Origin of the sequence: Providencia sp. JGM181 (assembly GCF_018257375.1) — a bacterium.
GTDB classification, from domain to species: domain Bacteria; phylum Pseudomonadota; class Gammaproteobacteria; order Enterobacterales; family Enterobacteriaceae; genus Providencia; species Providencia lanzhouensis.
Map to the genome: position 1 here is coordinate 1 of NZ_JAERJY010000263.1, position 1,398 is coordinate 1,398.

Annotated in this window: 2 protein-coding genes and 1 pseudogene; all 3 read left to right on the top strand. The window is 31.5% G+C overall.

From position 1 onward, the window contains the following. Window positions 1–428: 428 nt before the first annotated feature. Window positions 429–635, top strand: coding sequence for a hypothetical protein (locus JK188_RS17370; protein ID WP_154630890.1), 207 nt, complete (start codon window positions 429–431; stop codon window positions 633–635). A gap of 290 nt (window positions 636–925) precedes the next feature. Continuing rightward, window positions 926–1,138 carry a transcription antiterminator/RNA stability regulator CspE gene (cspE, locus tag JK188_RS17375; protein ID WP_036975560.1) on the top strand — a complete coding sequence of 71 codons (213 nt, stop codon included), beginning with the start codon at window positions 926–928 and terminating at the stop codon, window positions 1,136–1,138. Then, window positions 1,095–1,268: pseudogene (gene ymcF / locus JK188_RS18060) on the top strand (cold shock small protein YmcF); the annotation flags it as partial. The gene cspE and the pseudogene ymcF, both read left to right, overlap by 44 nt. Window positions 1,269–1,398 lie beyond the last annotated feature (130 nt).

The window sequence follows — 1,398 nt, forward strand, 5'->3', positions numbered from 1 at the left end:
TTAGAGTATTTTGCATGAAATGCTTCCTAACTAAATGTTTTCATTTATAAAATTATTAATTAAGTGAATGTATAGATAGTATGTTATAGTACATTAAATGATCATGCCTCATTGCTATAAAAGCAAATCTTGCCTTCGCAAGCTTTTATCTAACAAATAGATGCGGTATCCAAGGGAAGTAATTCCTAAGGGATTACCTATGAATTTATCTACATTGTACCGAAACATTTTATCGCTTACAGGGAATGCTTTAATAATAGTTGTATTACTGCTAGCTGCATTTTCACTTGTATACTGGATGTAAAACTATTCTGCAGATCACGGAAATAAAAGGTATTTAGCCTCTGAAAACTAAGTGTAGAGGCTTAAAAGCATCAATGATGGGGATTGTTAGTGCGCTTCCTCGCGTATAGCTTAATGGAGAAAAAATGAACTATTACATTCAGACAATGATGGAACCACAGGGTAGTTATAAAATGCATAAGATTGGATGTAAGAATATGCCTATAGCTGTAAATAGATTTTATCTTGGTAACTTTTTAAATGCTATGCAAGCGATTAAAATGGCTAAAAAATCAGGTTATGAAGTTGTAAAAATATGCTCTAGCTGTATAAATAGTGGTATAACGTATTAAAATAAATCGCTAAATATTACTTTTTAATTTGCATTTATAATATCAATAGTAAGCTCTTCTGAAAAAGGAGTGAAATATAAAATTTGCTATTATTGTGTTTGTGTGGCCTAATGGTTTAACTGGTTTGGAAGTACAGGCCTATTTATGCTAGTCAGTTTAAAGTCGTTCACCATTTAGTGTTATCTAAGATACCCTTCATTGCGAATTCCTTCTAATTAATTCCCATAAGTAAAAATAAAAAACAAACCTAATATGCCTTATGGCAAACTTAAAAAATTAAAGGAAATTCTATGTCTAATACAATGACTGGTTCAGTAAAATGGTTTAACGACGATAAAGGTTTTGGTTTCATTACTCCAGCTGATGGCTCTAAAGATGTATTTGTTCATTTCTCTGCAATTCAGAGTGATAACTTCAAATCTTTAATTGAAGGTCAGCAAGTTTCATTCATCATTGAAAATGGTGCAAAAGGTCCTGCTGCAGGACAAGTGGTGGCGCTTTAAAGACACTATAAAAGTCTATCTGTACTTTAAATGTCCTTGCTGTAGTGGATCTCAATATAGAACCTCACAGTTTGATATTTCAGTAAATAATCCACATGGCGCTAAATGCATTTTTTGCAAAAGCTCAATGAAAGCAAAAGTTTGCTGATTAAAATTTCGATAGTACTTAAAACCTCGTTACAACGAGGTTTTTTTATTTAAATCGTATTTATTTAAATGGATGTGTTAAGGTTAAGGAATAATTATACCTCATTGCTATG